General features: G+C 61.6%; 15 protein-coding genes and 2 tRNA genes. 5 read left to right on the forward strand and 12 right to left on the reverse strand.

What is annotated here, in order from left to right; genetic code table 11:
- Positions 1 to 180: 180 nt before the first annotated feature.
- The gene (locus tag ACSYDW_RS15075; protein ID WP_438339552.1) at positions 181 to 726 is read right to left on the reverse strand and encodes a peptidylprolyl isomerase; all 546 of its coding nucleotides are present in this window, start codon (positions 724 to 726) and stop codon (positions 181 to 183) included.
- 162 nt (positions 727 to 888) lie between these two features.
- Here ACSYDW_RS15075 and ACSYDW_RS15080 point away from each other — a divergent pair, with 162 nt between their 5' ends.
- Positions 889 to 1908: a hypothetical protein gene (locus ACSYDW_RS15080; RefSeq protein WP_438339553.1), complete on the forward strand. Its 1020-nt coding sequence runs from the start codon at positions 889 to 891 to the stop codon at positions 1906 to 1908.
- Between the two features lie 169 nt (positions 1909 to 2077).
- Here ACSYDW_RS15080 and ACSYDW_RS15085 read toward each other — a convergent pair whose 3' ends face one another.
- The 11 genes from ACSYDW_RS15085 to dnaA form a co-directional block, all read right to left on the reverse strand.
- The gene (locus ACSYDW_RS15085; protein WP_438339554.1) at positions 2078 to 2983 is read right to left on the reverse strand and encodes a DMT family transporter; all 906 of its coding nucleotides are present in this window, start codon (positions 2981 to 2983) and stop codon (positions 2078 to 2080) included.
- Between the two features lie 107 nt (positions 2984 to 3090).
- Positions 3091 to 3163: transfer RNA gene (locus ACSYDW_RS15090), tRNA-Ala, on the reverse strand.
- 8 nt (positions 3164 to 3171) lie between these two features.
- A complete protein-coding gene (locus tag ACSYDW_RS15095) occupies positions 3172 to 3288 on the reverse strand; it encodes a DLW-39 family protein (RefSeq protein WP_438339555.1) in 117 nt (38 codons plus the stop codon).
- Positions 3289 to 3329: 41 nt separating this feature from the next.
- Positions 3330 to 3403 (reverse strand) — tRNA-Ile (locus ACSYDW_RS15100).
- Positions 3404 to 3525: 122 nt separating this feature from the next.
- On the reverse strand, positions 3526 to 4134 hold the full coding sequence (locus tag ACSYDW_RS15105; protein WP_438339556.1) for a DUF3566 domain-containing protein: 609 nt from the start codon (positions 4132 to 4134) through the stop codon (positions 3526 to 3528).
- Positions 4131 to 6821 (reverse strand): DNA gyrase subunit A, encoded by a 2691-nt coding sequence (gyrA, locus tag ACSYDW_RS15110; RefSeq protein WP_438339557.1) that lies wholly within the window; start codon positions 6819 to 6821, stop codon positions 4131 to 4133. The genes ACSYDW_RS15105 and gyrA overlap by 4 nt, the downstream gene beginning before the upstream one ends.
- A gap of 57 nt (positions 6822 to 6878) precedes the next feature.
- The gene (gyrB, locus tag ACSYDW_RS15115; protein ID WP_438339558.1) at positions 6879 to 8972 is read right to left on the reverse strand and encodes a DNA topoisomerase (ATP-hydrolyzing) subunit B; all 2094 of its coding nucleotides are present in this window, start codon (positions 8970 to 8972) and stop codon (positions 6879 to 6881) included.
- Between the two features lie 259 nt (positions 8973 to 9231).
- Positions 9232 to 9780, reverse strand: a complete 549-nt coding sequence (locus ACSYDW_RS15120) for a DciA family protein (protein WP_438339559.1) — start codon at positions 9778 to 9780, stop codon at positions 9232 to 9234.
- Positions 9777 to 10979, reverse strand: a complete 1203-nt coding sequence (gene recF / locus ACSYDW_RS15125; protein ID WP_438339560.1) for a DNA replication/repair protein RecF — start codon at positions 10977 to 10979, stop codon at positions 9777 to 9779. The genes ACSYDW_RS15120 and recF overlap by 4 nt, the downstream gene beginning before the upstream one ends.
- A 155-nt stretch (positions 10980 to 11134) precedes the next feature.
- Positions 11135 to 12265, reverse strand: coding sequence for a DNA polymerase III subunit beta (gene dnaN, locus ACSYDW_RS15130; RefSeq protein ID WP_438339561.1), 1131 nt, complete (start codon positions 12263 to 12265; stop codon positions 11135 to 11137).
- A 788-nt stretch (positions 12266 to 13053) separates the two neighbouring features.
- Positions 13054 to 14466 (reverse strand): chromosomal replication initiator protein DnaA, encoded by a 1413-nt coding sequence (gene dnaA / locus ACSYDW_RS15135; RefSeq protein WP_438339562.1) that lies wholly within the window; start codon positions 14464 to 14466, stop codon positions 13054 to 13056.
- 501 nt (positions 14467 to 14967) lie between these two features.
- Here dnaA and rpmH point away from each other — a divergent pair.
- From rpmH to yidC, 4 genes are all read left to right on the forward strand, one after another.
- A complete protein-coding gene (gene rpmH, locus ACSYDW_RS15140; protein WP_003800212.1) occupies positions 14968 to 15105 on the forward strand; it encodes a 50S ribosomal protein L34 in 138 nt (45 codons plus the stop codon).
- A 75-nt stretch (positions 15106 to 15180) separates the two neighbouring features.
- Positions 15181 to 15549 (forward strand): ribonuclease P protein component, encoded by a 369-nt coding sequence (gene rnpA, locus ACSYDW_RS15145; protein ID WP_438339563.1) that lies wholly within the window; start codon positions 15181 to 15183, stop codon positions 15547 to 15549.
- Complete coding sequence (gene yidD / locus ACSYDW_RS15150) at positions 15533 to 15892, forward strand: membrane protein insertion efficiency factor YidD (RefSeq protein ID WP_438339564.1); 360 nt, start codon at positions 15533 to 15535, stop codon at positions 15890 to 15892. The genes rnpA and yidD overlap by 17 nt, the downstream gene beginning before the upstream one ends.
- 15 nt (positions 15893 to 15907) lie before the next feature.
- Entirely contained in the window at positions 15908 to 16876 is a 969-nt protein-coding gene (gene yidC / locus ACSYDW_RS15155) for a membrane protein insertase YidC (protein WP_438339565.1), read from the forward strand.
- The last annotated feature ends 1 nt before the right edge of the window (position 16877 follow it).

The raw sequence follows: 16877 nt of genomic DNA on the forward strand, positions 1-16877 counted from the left end.
ATGACCATCTTGCCCCATGAGGCCCGGGGTTCCTGCGCTGCCGGGAGCACCCCGCAGCGCCATTTCCGATCCATGGGAGATGAAACGAAAACGGCTCCGCATGCCAACCGCCGAAGCAATGTTGGTATGCGGAGCCGCCGGGATTCCTGACGCAGAAATCTCTACGCCATCATTGAATTCCTAGAGCTCGACGATGTCGATGCTGGAAATGACAACGTCCTCCAGCGGCTTGTCACGGCCATCGGTGGCGGTGGCGTTGAGCGCATCGACGACCTTGCGCGAGCCGGCATCGGTGACATCACCGAAGATGGTGTGCTTGCCCTGCAGCCAGGTGGTCGGGACCGAGGTGATGAAGAACTGGGAACCGTTGGTGCCCTTGCCCATCTGGATTCCGGCGTTGGCCATGGCCAGCTTGTACGGCTCGCGGAAGTCGAGGTCTGGGTTGATCTCGTCATCGAAGCGGTAGCCCGGGCCGCCGATGCCCTGGCCCAGCGGGTCGCCACCCTGGATCATGAAGTCGGCAATGATGCGGTGGAAGATCGTGCCGTTGTACAGCGGGGTGTTGACCTTTTCCTCGCCGCTCTGCGGGTCGCTCCAGGTCTGCTCGCCGGTGGAGAGCCCGATGAAGTTCTTGACAGTCTTCGGGGCGTGGTTGCCGAAGAGGTTGACGACGATGTCGCCCAAGTTGGTGTGGATGGTCGCGGTGTGCGTAGGGATTGCAGTCATGCAATTTATTCTTCCACGAGCCCCGCAAGGCCGTAAACGAATGGCTACGCGTTCAGTGAACACGGGTGACTGCCACCGATGTATGCCCGGGTGGTAATGGCTGGATGCCTTCGCACGTCGTAGGCTAGGACGAAGCTACCGAAACGATCAAAGGGGTTCACTATGAAGTCGGAACGTATTGCTCGAGACTTTGGTGAAAGCGTTGCAACAGGCGCGGAACAGGCACTGGACTGGGCGGCACCCAAGATAGACACCGCCGTCAAGTGGGCCGTTCCACGCATCGAAAAGGGCATAGAGACAGCTTCCCCAAAGATCCAGGAGGGCCTCAGCTGGGCCGCTCAGGAGCTTTCGGATACCGTCGCAAAAGTAACCCCGCTGTTGCAGGAATCCCTTGAACGAGTGGGGCCCAAGATCAGTGCGGCAATCGATGAGGCGACGCCTCGGGTGCAGAAGGCTGTGGACAGGGCAACCCCTGCCCTGACCGAAGCCATGGACAAGGCTGCCCCGGCCTTGGCTCACGCCCGCGAAACGGTCATGAACGAGTACATTCCCGTGGCAAACGAGAAGATCAGCCAGGCTGCCCAGTTCACCGCCCGCAAGATTGAAGAGGCGCAGATTCCCGCTGCCCTGAACAGCTTTGCGGAGTCGCTGACCCCTGAGCCGGAAACGATCGAACGAGTGCAGCAGGCAGCAACCGCTGCCGTAGAGACGACAGCCAAGGAGCTAGAAAACGTGCAGAAACCAGCCAAGAAGAAAAAACCAGCCAAGAAGAAAAAGGGCCTGCTGATCTTTGCAATCATCGCCGCGGCCGGAACCGCTGCAGTTGCCGCATGGCGGGCTTCCAAGCCCATCGACGACCCGTGGAAGACCCCTGCTCCGGTGGAGCCGACTACCGTTCGGGCGAACTCTGCAAAGGAATCGTCGGCCACAGTCAGCGAAGTCCGCGAGAGCGTTGCAAAGTCCGCTGCAGAAGCCAAGGAGAAGGCCGAATCGGCTTTCAAGGAGGCAAAGGACGAAGCAAAGGAAGCCCTCGACTCGGTCAAGGAGGAACTGAGCGAGGCCGCCACCAAGGCAAAGCACAAGGCCGATGAAGCCCTTTCCTCGGTTGAGGACAAGTTCGACGAAGTGGTTTCCGGCATCAAGTCCGAGATCCCCAAGCCCTCCCCGCGGCCCAAGAAGTAGGCCTCAAGGGAAAACCTGAAGGAGGGCGGCGTGTTTGTCGGGATTCATTGAAATCCGCCAAACACGCCGTCCTTCTTCGTTCGTCGGGTCCACCGCGGGACAGCCAAACCGGACCCCTCGTTGGCACCCCGCCCTGCAGAACGGGCGACAGACGGCTTCAGCGAGTCGTTCAGTGCCCCTTGGAGACACTCTGGGGTTTTATGCCAGGGCTCTTGGGCAGCCCCCTGCCTTGGCCGCGCACAACGAGCACCAGGCCCGCGAGGATGATGCCCAAGCCAAGCGCTGTTCCGGCCGGCAGGTTCTGTCCAAGGAAAACGGCCGCCAGCAACGCAGCACCCGGGATTTCCAGCAAGATGAGTGTGGATACGGTCAGGGGGCCAAGGCTGGAAACCAGATGGTTGAATGCCGAATGCCCCAACACCTGCGACACCAAGGCCAACGCAAGGATCCCAAGCCACCCACGGGCATCAAACCCCCATACCGGGACTCCGAACGCCAGACAGATGGCCAGAAGAACAATCGAGGTCATGCCGTAGCAAAGCGTCGTGTACGTGCTCGTCGTCATCGTGGCACGGGCCTTCGCCCCGGCCAAGGTGTAGGCCGCGGCAAGCATGCCTCCGGCAAGGGCCAGTAGATCGCCGATCAACGCGGTGCTGCCCGAACCGATGTCGAATCCTGTCATGACCAACACCCCGGCGAAGGCAAGCAAAATACCAAGGCCTACCCGCCAGCCGTACTTCGTGCCTCTCAGGAACTGGAACAGGGCGATCCAGGCGGCCTGCAAGCAGACCAGTGCCGTTGCTGCAGCAACGGTGGTCAGGCGGATGGAGATCATGAAGCACACGAAGTGCAGGGCCAGGGAGAGCGCGGCAACCGCGCTCCAGCCCCATTCCCTGCGCCGCAGGCGCCCGAAGGACCGGGGATCGGACACCACGGCGGGAACCGCCATGACGGCGGTGCCAATGGCATTGCGCCACAGGGCCATGGAGAGCGCCGGTACGGCCGGGAAGGCGGCAATGATCGGCCCCGAAGCGGACACCCCGAGGACACCGATGATTGCAAGAAGTATGTTCACGATTCCGCTCCTTGGATCCGGTGTGCCCCCCCTGAACGCGGGTCCGGGCGATTTGGCCTGGGACATGCAAAAGGCCCGGAACATTCGTTCCGGGCCTTTTGTTTCGGTGGAGACTAGGGGGGTCGAACCCCTGACCTGAAGCTTGCAAAGCTACCGCTCTACCAACTGAGCTAAGTCCCCTTATGAATTCATACTACCTTATCGGTACCATGACTCCAGCCGGCCTTGTGGGCCGAGGCTTCCTTCAACTTGCGATAGCCTACTATGCCTGCGGCAATTGCCACCAGCACCAGAAGTTTCCGCATGGGATACTTCCTTTCACCTACCGTTCGGATGAGGGAATCCGTGGGCGTACCAGGACTTGAACCTGGGACCTCTTCGTTATCAGCGAAGCGCTCTAACCGCCTGAGCTATACGCCCTCTTTGTTCCCGCCGGGAACGAGATAAAACTTTACATGAGAAACGGCCAAAGAAACAAATCGGCCCCCGGGGCGGACTTGCACAAGCCGCCCCAGGGGCCGAAAATCGCGTGATTCCGGCGATTAATCGTCCGTCAACGTCACGCCAATTCCACCGACAAGGGTCGATGAGAGGTTGTAAAGCACTGCTGCCAGCATCGAAAGCACTGTGAGTAGCACCACATTCACTACGGCGATGATCGTTGCGAAGGATGCAACCTGGCCCAGCGACGCGATCTTCGTGAGGTCGAAGTCCGATTCGGTCCCGATGATCTCACGCAGCAAGCCGTTGATGCTGTTGAAGATACCGGTCAGATCCAGGATGGACCAGAAGACGACCGATGCGACGACGGTAACGATGCCGAGTGCCACGGAGAGGAGGAACGCCATCTTCAGGACCGACCACGGGTCGACCTTGGAGATCAGCAGACGGGCCTTGCGGACCTTGGCCTTCGGCGCGGGGCGAACCAGCTGCTGTGGCTGCGGGCGGGCACCGGACGCACCCGCCGGGCGCTGGCCCGCGGGGCGCGGCGCGGAGCCGGCCGGGCGCGGGGCGCCGGCAGGGCGCTGTGCCGTTCCGGGGCGCGGTGCTCCGCCTGCCGGACGGGGTGCGCCTACTGGGGTCTGTCGCGGCGCTGCGGGACGGGCGCCACCAGTGCCGCCCGCCGGGCGGGGGGTATTCGGGGTGCTCACGCGTTACCTCCGTCGTTGGTGGCCTCGTCGTTTTGCTCAAGGTTTTCCTGAGTTTCCGCCGGGTTTTCGTCGCCCGCTGGAGCCTCGGAGGCCGTTTCGTGTGTCTTTTCCGCGTTCAACGGTACTGCATCTTCCTCGGTGTTCTCTCCGAGTCCGCGTTCGGTGTTCTTCGCCACCGCGATGATGCGGTCCTTCTTTTCCGGCTTGGCGAAGATGACTCCCATGGTGTCGCGGCCCTTGGCCGGAACCTGGTTCACGTCTGAACGGACAACCTTGCCGCCCTCCATGACGACGAGGACTTCGTCCTCGTCGTGCACGATCAGCGCGCCGACCAGATCTCCGCGCTCCTCGGCCAGCTTGGCCACCTTGATGCCGATGCCGCCGCGCGACTGCACCCGGTATTCCTCGACCGAGGTGCGCTTGGCGTAGCCGCCCTCTGTGACGACAAACACGTAGGAATCCTCGGTGACGACGTCGGCCGCCAGCAATTCGTCCTCGTCGCGGAACTTCATGCCGGTGACGCCGGACGTGGCGCGGCCCATCGGGCGCAGCGCGTCGTCGGTGGCGGTGAAGCGCACCGATTGGCCCTTGCGGGAAACCAGCATGAGGTCGTCGGTCTCGGAGATCAGCTGTGCGGAGACGAGCTCGTCGCCCTCGCGCAGGTTGATGGCGATGACGCCGGCCGAGCGGTTGGTGTCGTAGTCCGCCAGACGGGTCTTCTTCACCAGGCCGTTGCGGGTGGCCAGCACCAGGTACGGCGCCTGCTCGTAGTCGCGCAGGTCAAGCACCTGGGCGATGTGCTCGTCCGGCTGGAAGGCCATCACGTTTGCCACGTGCTGGCCCTTGGCGTCGCGGCCGGCCTCGGCGAGCTCGTAGCACTTGGTGCGGTACACGCGGCCGTGGTTGGTGAAGAACAGCAGCCAGTTGTGCGTGGTGGTGACGAAGAAGTGCTCGACGACGTCGTCCCCGCGCAGCTGGGCGCCCTTGATGCCCTTGCCGCCGCGGTGCTGCGAACGGTAGTTGTCCGAGCGGGTGCGCTTGACGTAGCCGCCGCGGGTGATGGTGACGACCATTTCCTCCTCGGGGATCAGGTCCTCGACGCTCATGTCCCCGTCGTAGCCCATGAGCACCTTGGTGCGGCGGTCGTCGCCGTGCTTCTCGACGATCTCGGCGAGTTCCTCGGAGATGATGGTGCGCTGGCGCTGCGGGTCGGCGATGATCGTCTTGAATTCGGCGATCATGCCCTCGAGCTCGGCGTGGCGGTCCTGGAGCTTCTGGCGTTCCAGGGCGGCCAGGCGGCGCAGCTGCATGTCGAGGATGGCTCGGGCCTGGTCGGCATCGATATCCAGCAGTTCCATCAGCCCGTCGCGTGCCGCGTCGGTGGTGGGGGAGCGGCGGATCAGCGCGATGACCTCGTCGAGCGCATCCAGGGCCTTGAGCAGGCCGCGCAGGATGTGTGCCTCCTCCTCCGCCCTGCGCAGGCGGAACTGCGTGCGGCGGATGATGACTTCCATCTGGTGGGTCACCCAGTGGCGGATGAACGCATCGAGCGAGAGCGTGCGCGGCACGCCGTCGACGATCGCGAGCATGTTCGCGGAGAAGTTGTCCTGCAGCTGCGTGTGCTTGTACAGGTTGTTCAGCACGACCTTGGCCACGGCGTCGCGCTTGAGCACTATCACCAGGCGCTGGCCGGTGCGGCCGGAGGTCTCGTCGCGCAGGTCGGCGATGCCGGTGATCTTTCCGTCCTTGACCAGCTCGGCGATCTTCACCGCGAGGTTGTCCGGGTTGGCCTGGTAGGGCAGCTCGGTGACCACCAGGCAGGTGCGGCCCTGGAGTTCCTCGACGGAGACCACGGCGCGCATGGTGATGGAGCCGCGGCCGGTGCGGTAGGCGTCGGCGATGCCCTTGGTGCCCAGGATCATGGCGCCGGTGGGGAAGTCCGGGCCCTTGATGCGCAGCATCAGTTCCTCGAGCAGTTCCTCGCGGCCGGCATCCGGGTTCTCCAGGTACCACTGCACGCCGGAGGCGACCTCGCGCAGGTTGTGCGGCGGGATGTTGGTGGCCATGCCGACGGCGATGCCGGAGGAGCCATTGACCAGGAGGTTCGGGAAACGCGCCGGCAGGATCGTCGGTTCCTGGTTCTTGCCGTCGTAGTTGTCCTGGAAGTCGACGGTGTCCTCGTTGATGTCGCGGACCATTTCCATGGCCAGCTGCGACATCTTGGTTTCCGTGTAACGCGGGGCGGCAGCGCCGTCGTTGCCGGGGGAGCCGAAGTTGCCCTGGCCCAGCGCCAGCGGGTAGCGCATGGTCCAGTCCTGGATCAGGCGCACCAGGGCGTCGTAGATCGCGGTGTCGCCGTGCGGGTGGTACTGGCCCATGACCTCGCCGACCACGCGGGCGCACTTGTTGTAGGAGCGCTCCGGGCGGTAGCCGCCGTCGTACATCGCGTAGATCACGCGGCGGTGCACGGGCTTCAGGCCGTCGCGCACGTCCGGCAGCGCGCGGCCCACGATGACCGCCATGGCGTAGTCAAGGTAGGACCGCTGCATTTCGGTCTGCAGGTCGATCTGGTCGATCTTGTCGTTGCCGGCCGGGACCGCTACGGCGTCGTCGATCACCGCGCCCTCAACGATTTCCTCGTTGGCGCCGGCGCCGTCCTGCGGGTTTTCGGGAGTCTGATCGCTCATCGATTGCTTCCTCTGGTCAAAGTCTGTGTGTGAACGTTTCGGCGGCGGGATTCCGGACTAGATGTCCAGGAAGCGCACGTCCTTGGCGTTCTGCTGGATGAAGTTTCGACGCGATTCGACGTCCTCGCCCATCAGCACGGAGAAGATCTGGTCCGCGGCGGCGGCGTCGTCCACGGTGATCTGGCGCAGCGTGCGGTGCTCCGGGTCCATGGTGGTGTCCCAGAGTTCCGAGTAGTCCATCTCGCCCAGGCCCTTGTAGCGCTGGATGCCGTTGTCCTTGGGCAGGCGCTTGTTCTTCGCCGCACCGGCGGTCAGCGCCGCATCGCGTTCCTTGTCCGAGTACACGTACTCGTGCGGGGAGTTTGACCACTTGATGCGGTACAGCGGAGGCATGGCCAGGTAGACGTAGCCGTTCTCGATCAGCGGGCGCATGAAGCGGAAGAGCAGGGTCAGCAGCAGCGTGGTGATGTGCTGGCCGTCGACGTCGGCATCGGCCATCAGCACGATCTTGTGGTAGCGCAGCTTGGCCATGTCGAATTCCTCGCCGATGCCCGTGCCGAACGCGGTGATCATCGACTGGACCTCGCTGTTGCCCAGTGCGCGGTCAAGGCGTGCCCGCTCCACGTTCAGGATCTTGCCGCGCAGCGGCAGGATGGCCTGGGTGTGCGGGTTGCGTCCGCGCTTGGCCGAGCCGCCGGCGGAGTCGCCCTCCACGATGAAGACCTCGCACTCGGAGGGGTTCTTCGAGGAGCAGTCCGAGAGCTTGCCGGGCATGCCGAAGGATTCCAGCGGGGACTTGCGGCGGGCGTTGTCACGGGCCTTGCGTGCGGCAAGGCGCGCCTGCGAGGCGAGCTGGGCCTTGCGGATGATGTCGCGCGCGGTGTTCGGGTTGCGCTCGAGCCAGTCGCCGAGTTCCTCGTTGACGACGCCCTGGACGAAGCCCTTGGCCACGGAGTTGCCCAGCTTGGTCTTGGTCTGGCCCTCGAACTGCGGCTCGGAGAGCTTCACGGAGATGACAGCGGTCAGGCCCTCGCGGATGTCGTCGCCGGTGAGGTTCTCGTCCTTCTCGCGCAGGATGGTCTTCTCGCGGGCGTAGCGGTTGATCAGCGAGGTCATCGCGGCGCGGAAGCCCTCTTCGTGGGTGCCGCCCTCGTGGGTGTTGATGGTGTTCGCGTAGGTGTGCACCGACTCCGAGTAGGCGTTGGTCCACTGCATGGCGATCTCGACGCTGATGCCCTTGGAGGAGTCCTCGGACTCGAAGGCGATGACGTCCTCGTGGACAAGTTCGACCTTCTTGGAGGAGTTCAGGTGCTTGACGTAGTCGAGCAGTCCGTCCTTGTAGAGGTAGTCGACGACGCGGTGCTTCGGGGTGGCGTCGCCGGACTCGTCGTCCTCGGTGGCGATCTCGTCGGCATCGACCTCGAGGGTGCGCTCGTCGGTGAGCGTGATGCGCAGGCCCTTGTTCAGGAAGGCCATCTGCTGGAAGCGGGCGCGCAGCGTCTCGAAGTCGAACTCAACGGTCTCGAAGATGGAGGCATCGGGGTAGAACGTCTGCATGGTGCCCGTGGCTTCGGTGTCCTCGCCCTTGACGAGGGTGCCCTGGGGCTTGCCGCCGTCGGCGAAGGACATCCGCCAGACGCTGCCCTGGCGCCGGATTTCGGTGTCGACGCGGGAGGAGAGGGCGTTCACGACGGAGATGCCCACACCGTGCAGGCCGCCGGAAACCGCGTAGCCGCCGCCGCCGAACTTGCCGCCGGCATGCAGGATGGTCATGACGACCTCGACCGTCGGCTTGCCCTCGGTGGGGTGGATGTCCACGGGGATGCCGCGGCCGTTGTCCTCGACGCGGACGCCCCCGTCGGCCTGCATGGTGACCTTGATGGTGTCGCAGTAGCCGGCCAGGGCCTCGTCGACAGAGTTGTCGACGACCTCGTAGACCAGGTGGTGGAGCCCGCGCGGGCCGGTGGAACCGATGTACATGCCCGGGCGCTTGCGCACTGCCTCGAGCCCCTCGAGGACCGTGATGTCCTGGGCGCCGTAGGTGTGTTCCACCTTTCCGTTGACGCTGTCTTCAGGTTGCCCGGCCGCGGGTGTTGCGCTGCCTTCGACGGAATCGATTGGTTCCTGGGGTGTGGTGTTATCGGTAGACACAGGTGCTACAGACTCCTCAAACAGTGGAAGGCCGAACACCGGAGGTGCCCGAGCGTGAACCGGCATCTCCCCGCGCAGGGGAAACGCCCTGCCTCCGATTCTACCGTGCAGCACCAAATTTTCCGGGCATTGACCACCCCCAACATGCTGTAAATGGCCACCAAATGCACTCAGGAGCGACCAGTCCATCCTCAAACGGGTGGGTATGTGCCATGCGGCCCCCCGGAGCGCCAGTGAGCCAGCTACGCGCTTGGGATTTTCACCCGTAGGTGTCCCGCGGGCCACGGCCCTTGACGCTGCGTCCCCCGTGCCGCCAGCTCGGCGCGGCGGGCCCGAGGACGCGGATGACGGTGATCACGCCCTGGCCGAGTTCCTTGTCGAAGTGCTTGAGAAGCTCGTGGGAGAGCAGGCGCATCTGTGTGGCCCAGGTCGTCGAGTCGCAGCGCACCACGACCGTGGAATCCTCGAAGGACTCCGGGGTGCAGTGTGCGGCGATTTGCGGCCCGACGAGTTCGGCCCAGCGCGAGAGCACCGACCCGACGGCGACCGGCTCGCTCCACCCGCGGTCGCGCACGATCTTGCCGAAGAGGTTCCCGATCTCCTGCGGATCCCGGCCGTCCGAGTACTTGGCGGGGGCGCTGCTGGCCTTGCGGCGCTGCTTGCGCACCGCGGCGTTCTCCTCGAACCGTGCCGCCTTGGCCGCATCGATCCGCGCTTCGCCGCGGCTCTGCGCCGCCTCGCGCATCCTGTTGAGGATGGCACGCGATGCGTCGAGGGCCTCCGGCTTGTGCGGATCGTTCTCGCTCACGAGTGGACCCGGCCCGGGCTGACCTTCAGGAATGTCCCGCCCAGTTCCTCGGGAACGTCGCTGGCCACCGCGGCCGTGACGATGACCTGTTCGGCGCCGGCCACGATCGAGGCGAGGCGCGTGCGGCGTGTGGCGTCAAGTTCGGCAAAGACGTCGTCGAGGATCAGGATCGGCCCTGCGCCCGGGCGCGGATCGTCCTGGCCAAACACCTTGTAGGCGGCCAGCCGCAGGGCCAGACAGAGCGACCAGGTTTCGCCGTGGGAGGCATAGCCTTTCGCCGGGGCAGTACCCAAGCGCCACAGGACGTCGTCGCGGTGCGGCCCGACCAAGGTGATTCCGCGTTCAAGTTCCTTGCCGCGCTTCTTGAGCAACGCTGCGACGAACATCTCCTCGAGCTCCGGCACCGTGGCATCGAGCAATGCCGCGGGGGCCACGAGGGTGGGGTCAGATTCCGCAACGGAGCCGGGGTCCTGCGTGGAATCCTCGTCGAAGTCCTCGACGATTGTCGATTGGTAGAAGGCGGAGGCGGTCTTGTTGGCGTCGGCCAGCGACGCATAGGCAGCGGCCATGTAGGGGGAGACCATCTCCAGCATGTCCAGGCGCCCGCGCAAAAGCCGCGCCCCGGTCTGTGCCAGGTGGGTGTCCCACACATCGAGGGTTGATTCGTGAGCGGTGGAGAGCTTTCCGCCGGCGCGGGCCGACTTCAGCAAGGCGTTGCGCTGCTTCAGGACCCGCTCGTAATCGCCACGGGTCGCGGCCTCGCCCGGGCGCAGCGCTACGAGCAGTTCGTCAAGGAACCTGCGGCGGTTGGAGGGATCCCCCTTGACCAGCGCCAGGTCTTCCGGGGCGAACAAGACGGTCCGGACGATGCCGAGGATTTCGCGCGCACGGACCGGATTCGCACGATTGATGCGAGCCCTGTTGGTCTTGCCCGCAGTGATCTCCACCTCAAGCGTGGTGACCTGTTTTGCCCGATGGATTCGTGCGCGGACCAGGGCCCTTTCGGTGCCGAAGCGCAACAGGGGGCCGTCGTTGGTGACCCTGTGGGAGGACAACGACGCCAGGTAGCCGATGGCCTCGACGATGTTGGTTTTCCCGACGCCGTTGGAACCGACAAGCACGTTGGTGCCTGGCCCCAGCTCTACATCGGCTTGCGCATACGAGCGAAAGTCGGTGAGAGAGACATGTGAGATGTACACCTGGACGTCCTGCTATGAGATCGCACACCCCGGCAGGGGCGGCCTGATGGTGAATCGTGAATTGTCACTGAAGGGTGTGTTCGACCGCCCCGGTTGGAGCGATCGTGGGGCGGCCGAACACGTGACCACGCGGCGGAAAATTCCCGCGGGGTGATCTAGTTGGGCAAGTTTGGAAGGCGAACCGGCATGACCAGGTAGCGGTATTCGTCGCTGTCGGAACCGTCGAGGGAAGACTGCGCGGTCATCATTGCCGGCTTCGGAGCGCTGGTGAACGAGAACCGGACGAACTCGCTGTTGAAGGCGTTGAGGCCCTCGCTCAAGTATGCCGGATTGAACGCCACGGTGATTTCTTCGCCGTCGATCTGCGCCTCGATGGCTTCCTCCGCCTGGGCGTCTTCGCCGGTTCCTGCGTCCAGGGACAGCTGCCCACCGGTGAAGGAAAGCCTGACGGGGGTGTTCCGTTCCGCAACCACGGCCACGCGCCGGACAGCTTCGATCAAGTCGGAAGTGCGCACGGTAGCGTGGATCGGCGTGTTTTCGGGGAAGAGGGAGCGGATTTTCGGGTAGTCGCCATCGACCAGCAGCGAGGTAGTACGGCGGTTCCCGCTTTCGAACCCGATCAATTCATTGCCTTCGCCCAAAGCGATCTTCAGTTCGCCGGCTGAACCCAAGGTCTTGGCGACTTCGTTCAAGGTCTTGGCCTTGACGAGCGCTGACGTGGAAATGCCTGCCTGTGCCGGCTTCCAACGGACCTCGCGCATGGCCAGGCGGTAGCGGTCGGTGGCCAGGAAGGTGATCAAATCATCTTCGATTTCCATCTTCACGCCGGTGAGGATCGGAAGGGTGTCGTCCTTCGACGCCGCGACGATGACCTGGTTGATGGCCTGGGCGAATGCCTCGCCATCGACAACGCCAGTGACCTCTGGGAGCACCGGAAGTTCCGGGTACTCGGCAACCGGCATGGTTGCCAGGTGGAAGCGGCTTCGACCACAGGTAAGAGTTACCTTGGTGCCATCGGTTTCAAGGGTTGCCGTTGACTGGGGCAGGCTACGGCAAATCTCAGCCAGTAGCTTTCCCGATACGAGGATGGTTCCCTCTTCTGCAACGTCTGCCGCAATCTCAAGGTGCGCAGAGATTTCGTAGTCGAAACCTGCCAAGGACACGATGCCGTTTGCAGCCGTGATCAAGATTCCGGAAAGTACCGGAGAAGGCGGGCGCTGGGAGAGTGAACGGGCGGTCCAGGATACGGCTTCGGCCAATACATCCTTTTCAACGCTGAACTTCACGAAGTGGTCCGCCTTTCACGACGAAGTCGACAGTACTTGAAAGCAAGCTTAGCGGTTCCCTGTAGGACGGGAAGAACGCTCGGCGGAGCTCTCAAGGTGGTGGGGTCTTGGGTTGTCTTGCGTATTCGGGCATTGAATCTTTGTGCCCCGGCAACAACATGGAGTCTGAGCTTACCGGCTTTTGGCGCTGGATGCTTTTGATCTGCTAATTCGACTCTCGTGAGGAACATTCTCCAGGATGCGAGCAGAAATGGCTGCATGTTGGGTTCACTCGAAACCAGGAGTGCTTTTCGCTCAAGCGAACATCTTGGATGTCGACGGTGGTCGTGATTGAGCGGGCCAAGGCATAAACAGTGGCTCGTGATCCCACGCGAAGGCATGGCAAAGATCTGTCGCCTGATGCTGCGAAATTGCTTTGGCGGAAACACGTGGGGCCCGGTCCATCGAAACCAATGGGCTTCGTTCAAAAACACCGATTTCGTCGATTCGCGCCGGATGAGGGCAAAACAGGACTTGTTATTTGGATGAAGTAGAAATTTGGGATTAGTAGTGTTAATAACCCCTGTGGATACTGTGGATAAGCCCGCACACCCGTGAAGGTACGCCGATTATGCATGTGCACAACATGTGATTGGCCGTGGAACTGAGTGTCACGGTGTCGTGGACAACTTTCCGCGTGATTTAAGGGATCCACAGCAATGTGGGTACTTATCCGCAGGGACTACGGTGTAGTCCACTTAACCGTCCACAGCTTTATCCACACCTGTGGTTAACGAATTTCGGCGCGCTTAGCCTTCGCGCTGCCTCTGCTTGATGCGGTTGGTCAATTCAGTCACCTGGTTGAAGATGGCGCGGCGTTCAGCCATGAGTTCACGGATCTTTCGATCGGCATGGATCACCGTTGTGTGGTCGCGCCCACCTAGTTCCTGGCCGATCTTCGGCAAAGACATATCGGTAAGTTCACGAAGCAGGTACATGGCAATTTGCCGGGCGGTCACCAGCGTGCGTGTCCGGGATTTGCTGTTGAGTTCTTCGATGGTGAGGTTGAAGTACTCGGCCGTCTGAGCAACGATCGTTGCCGGGGTGATTTCTTGGGCGCCCTCATCCGTGATCAAGTCCTTGAGAACCGTTTCAGCCAGGCTCATGTCGACCGACTGGTTGTTCAGCGAAGCAAAAGCCGTGACGCGAATCAGAGCGCCCTCAAGTTCACGGATATTGGTGGAAATCTTCGACGCGATGTATTCCATGACTTCGTCTGGAGCCGAGAGGTTCTCCGCGTTGGCCTTCTTGCGGAGAATGGCTATGCGGGTTTCCAGCTCGGGGGGCTGAATATCGGTCAGCAATCCCCACTCGAAACGAGACCTCATGCGGTCTTCGAAGCCGGCCAATTGCTTGGGAGGAAGGTCGGACGTAATCACAACCTGCTTGTTGTGGTTATGCAACGCATTGAACGTGTGGAAGAACTCTTCCTGGGTGGCATCTTTGTTGGCCAAGAACTGGATGTCGTCGATAAGCAAGATATCGACGTTGCGGTATGTCTGCTTGAAGCTGGCACCTTCATCGTCACGGATGGAGTTGATGAAGTCGTTGGTGAACTCCTCGGAATTTACGTAGCGGACGCGAATTCCGTTGTAGAGGTGTCGAGCGTAGTGGCCGATTGCATGCAGCAGGTGCGTCTTCCCGAGCCCTGAATCACCATAGATGAACAGCGGGTTGTAGGCCTTTGCCGGAGCTTCTGCCACAGCAACGGCTGCTGCATGGGCGAAGCGGTTTGAAGAACCGATGACGAAGGTGTCAAAAATGTACTTGGGGTTTAGCCGGCCGAATTCTTGTGAATTCGAGGGCGGAGCCGGCTGCGGCAGCGCATCGCTGATGCGGGCTTTGGGCACCGGCGGCTGTTCAACCGGCGCAGCGACAACTTCCTCTGGGATCAGATCCGAATCGATGCTGAACGCACACCGAATATCGGCTTGGAAGACCAGCTTGAGAGATTCTTCCAAGGGCTCCTTGAGCTGGGTTTGGAGAACGTCGCGGGTCAATTCGTTGGGAACCGCCAGCAAAAGGGTGGAACCAATGAGCCCCTGTGGCTGGGCCAGAGCGGCGAAGGCGCGCTGCATAGGCGTGACGCGATCATCTTGTTCGATGTGGCGTACTACCTGGCGCCAGGAACTGCCGACGCTGTTCGACTCGTCCGTGCTCATTTTTGGGCCCCTTCGATCAAATTCGGCGACCACATGGCCGACGAATGGGGACTATAACTACGGAACCCCAACGGATAGATTCTAACGGTCATCCACAGCGTTATGCACAGTCGGTGGATAACTTGTGGTGGATAACGCATCGGGGCTTGCAAATCTGCGGTTCCATAAGTAAATATTGACTTCTAGGATGCGCGTGTCAGGGCCGCCTTTGATCCCGAAGCGGCGATTATCAACTGCAGTATCCACAATTGAGACCACAATGTGCACAGGGTGCGCCAGGGCCGTCGTTGGCCCCAATTTGACGTACCTTCTCCAGCTCCCCTATCGTTGTGTAGTCCTATGTGTGCACTTTTGGCACTGTTGGCGACTTCGAAATTCGTACCGAATCCCGAAAGTCCCCGGCAATCCAAGAGGCGCCACCGAATACGAGCGTCGGCCTGTTCTTCCCTTTTTAGTAGCAACGGGTAAGGCGCATCACATGATCGTCTTGGAGTTACTACCGTGAGCAAGCGGACTTTTCAGCCGAATAACCGTCGTCGTGCCAAGAAGCACGGTTTCCGACTTCGTATGCGTACCCGTGCAGGCCGCGCCATCCTGGCAGCCCGCCGTGGCAAGGGCCGTACCGAACTTTCTGCATAACCATTAAGCACTACTGTCCTGAGATAGCGCAGGTTTTCGTGGGTTCTTTGTTTATCAGACACGACGCGTGACGTCGTGTTGCCAAAGAACCAACGACTGCGCCTCTCGCAGGACTTTACAGCCACTGTACGTTCCGGCGCCCGCACTGGGCGCCGGAACGTAGTGCTATATGCACGGGTTCGTACTGACGAACCCCAGGGCGATAACCGTTTTGGTTTCATCGTTTCCAAGGCCGTTGGCAATGCCGTGCACCGCAACCTCGTCAAGCGACGGATGCGAGCATTGGCCGCGCAGATACCTGCGAAAGCCAACGGTCTCGATTTCGTGTTCCGGGCCTTGCCCGGATCCTCCGATATCGAATGGAATGAACTTAGCCAACAGGTCTCTTCCGGACTTGAATCGGTTGTCCGCAAGGCAGGTGCCAAGCATGAAAAAGGACTCTAAACCCCGGACCGGGATTGTTTGGTTCCTGATTGATATACCCAGGAACCTTCTCATTGGGTTCCTCATGGCTTATCGAAAGATCATTTCGCCCGTTTACGGCGATGTTTGTCGATACTTTCCCAGCTGCTCGGCCTATGGTCTCGAAGCAGTGACGGCACATGGCGCTATCAAAGGCATCGGGTTAACCTCCTGGCGTGTCTTAAGATGTAATCCGTTTAGTCATGGCGGGATCGACTACGTTCCCGAAGGCAAACGGATTTGGCCAGAAGGCAAGACCCCCAAGATCATGGTGTTGAATCATCCTCCGATTCCCGCCGACGAAGACGCCGCAGACGCGGCCTGAGGAGCATGACCGGTAATGACTAACTTCTTTGACATGATACTGAGCCCGTTTCGGTACGTAGTCTCGTGGATCCTGTGGGCCTTCCATGAACTGTTCACCATGATCGGCCTTGATCCGAACTCTGGTTGGACGTGGACGCTGTCCATCATCTTCCTGGTCCTCCTGATCCGTACCGCTCTGATACCTGTCTTCGTCAAGCAGATCAAGGCACAGCGTGCGATGCAGGCACTGCAGCCTGATCTGCGCAAGCTTCAGGCCAAATACAAGGGCAAGAAGGACCAGCTCTCCCAACAGGCCATGATCGCCGAACAGCGTGCGCTGTTCAAGAAGCACAAGACCAACCCGCTGTCTTCGTGCCTTCCGATGCTGATCCAGATGCCGTTCTTCTTCGCGTTGTTCACGGTCTTGAACAACGCAGCCAAGGCCAGCAGCTCCAACGAGGGCATCGGGGCCCTGACTGCGGATCACATCAAGAGCTTCGACCAGTCTTCGATTTTCGGTGCCCGGCTTTCCGACACCTTCCTGAACACCATTAACTCCGGTTCGCCAAGCGCCGCTGTGATCATCGTTGCCCTCGTCATGATTCTGGCCATGACTGCTTCCCAGTTCATCACCCAGAAGCAGATCATGTCGAAGAACATGACCAAGGAAGCCCTCGAAGGCCCCTTCATGCAGCAGCAGAAGATCATGCTGTACATCCTTCCCCTCGTCTTCGGCATTGGCGGCATCAACTTCCCGATCGGCGTGCTGATCTACTGGACCGCAACCAACCTGTGGACCTTGGGTCAGCAGTTCTACGTCATTCGAAACAACCCGACCCCGGGGTCCCAGGCCGAACGCGAACTCAACGAACGCCGTGCCTCGAAGGGCCTTCCGCCGCTCGGCCAGAAGAAGACCGATGCAGCTGCAGCAGCAGCCGTCGTCGTTGAGGAACCCAAGGCCCAGCGCGTACAGCCACAGCGTAAGAACAGGAAGAAGAAGTAGC

The organism is Paeniglutamicibacter selenitireducens (assembly GCF_051550675.1).
Lineage (GTDB): Bacteria > Actinomycetota > Actinomycetes > Actinomycetales > Micrococcaceae > Paeniglutamicibacter.

What these genes read in the sequence shown, in the direction of transcription:
- ACSYDW_RS15075 (WP_438339552.1), bottom strand. Translation starts at nt 726, where the DNA reads ATGACTGCAATCCCTACGCACACCGCGACCATCCACACCAACTTGGGC.
- ACSYDW_RS15080 (WP_438339553.1), top strand. Translation starts at nt 889, where the DNA reads ATGAAGTCGGAACGTATTGCTCGAGACTTTGGTGAAAGCGTTGCAACA.
- ACSYDW_RS15095 (WP_438339555.1), bottom strand. Translation starts at nt 3,288, where the DNA reads ATGCGGAAACTTCTGGTGCTGGTGGCAATTGCCGCAGGCATAGTAGGC.
- gyrA (WP_438339557.1), bottom strand. Translation starts at nt 6,821, where the DNA reads ATGAGCGATCAGACTCCCGAAAACCCGCAGGACGGCGCCGGCGCCAAC.
- dnaA (WP_438339562.1), bottom strand. Translation starts at nt 14,466, where the DNA reads ATGAGCACGGACGAGTCGAACAGCGTCGGCAGTTCCTGGCGCCAGGTA.
- yidD (WP_438339564.1), top strand. Translation starts at nt 15,533, where the DNA reads ATGAAAAAGGACTCTAAACCCCGGACCGGGATTGTTTGGTTCCTGATT.
- yidC (WP_438339565.1), top strand. Translation starts at nt 15,908, where the DNA reads ATGACTAACTTCTTTGACATGATACTGAGCCCGTTTCGGTACGTAGTC.